Below are 378 nucleotides of genomic sequence, written 5' to 3'. Positions count from 1 at the left end.
TGGAAACCCTATAACTCCTGTATTAAAAACAACACCTGCTGATATTGCTTGTTCTGGTGATATGGTTTGGGTATATACTTATACCGATTGTGAAGGTAATACACATGATTGGTCATATACTTACACCATTGATGTACCAGACTTTTCAATGCCTGCTAATGGTTCACAAACTGTTACGAATCTAGCCAATGCGGTGGAACCAACACCTCCTAGCGTGAATGATGCTTGTGGAAACCCTATTACACCTGCGGCTGCTACTAAAACTGATACTCCTGACTGTCAGGGTTCTATCGTATACACATTTAAATATACCGATTGTGAAGGTAATACGCATGATTGGACCTATACTTACACTATTGAATTGGCGCCTTTTACAGC

Annotated in this window: 1 protein-coding gene; it reads left to right on the top strand. The window is 40.2% G+C overall.

Going from position 1 to position 378, the window contains the following annotated elements; genetic code table 11:
* Positions 1-378, top strand: a 378-nt coding sequence (locus tag ACFQ1R_RS00650) for an HYR-like domain-containing protein (RefSeq protein ID WP_379924150.1), incomplete at both ends; no start/stop codon positions are given.

Source organism: Mariniflexile jejuense (genome assembly GCF_042675665.1).
Taxonomy (GTDB): domain Bacteria; phylum Bacteroidota; class Bacteroidia; order Flavobacteriales; family Flavobacteriaceae; genus Mariniflexile; species Mariniflexile jejuense.
The sequence above is the reverse complement of the archived record's forward strand: the minus strand, read 5'-3'. Positions and strand labels throughout refer to the sequence as shown.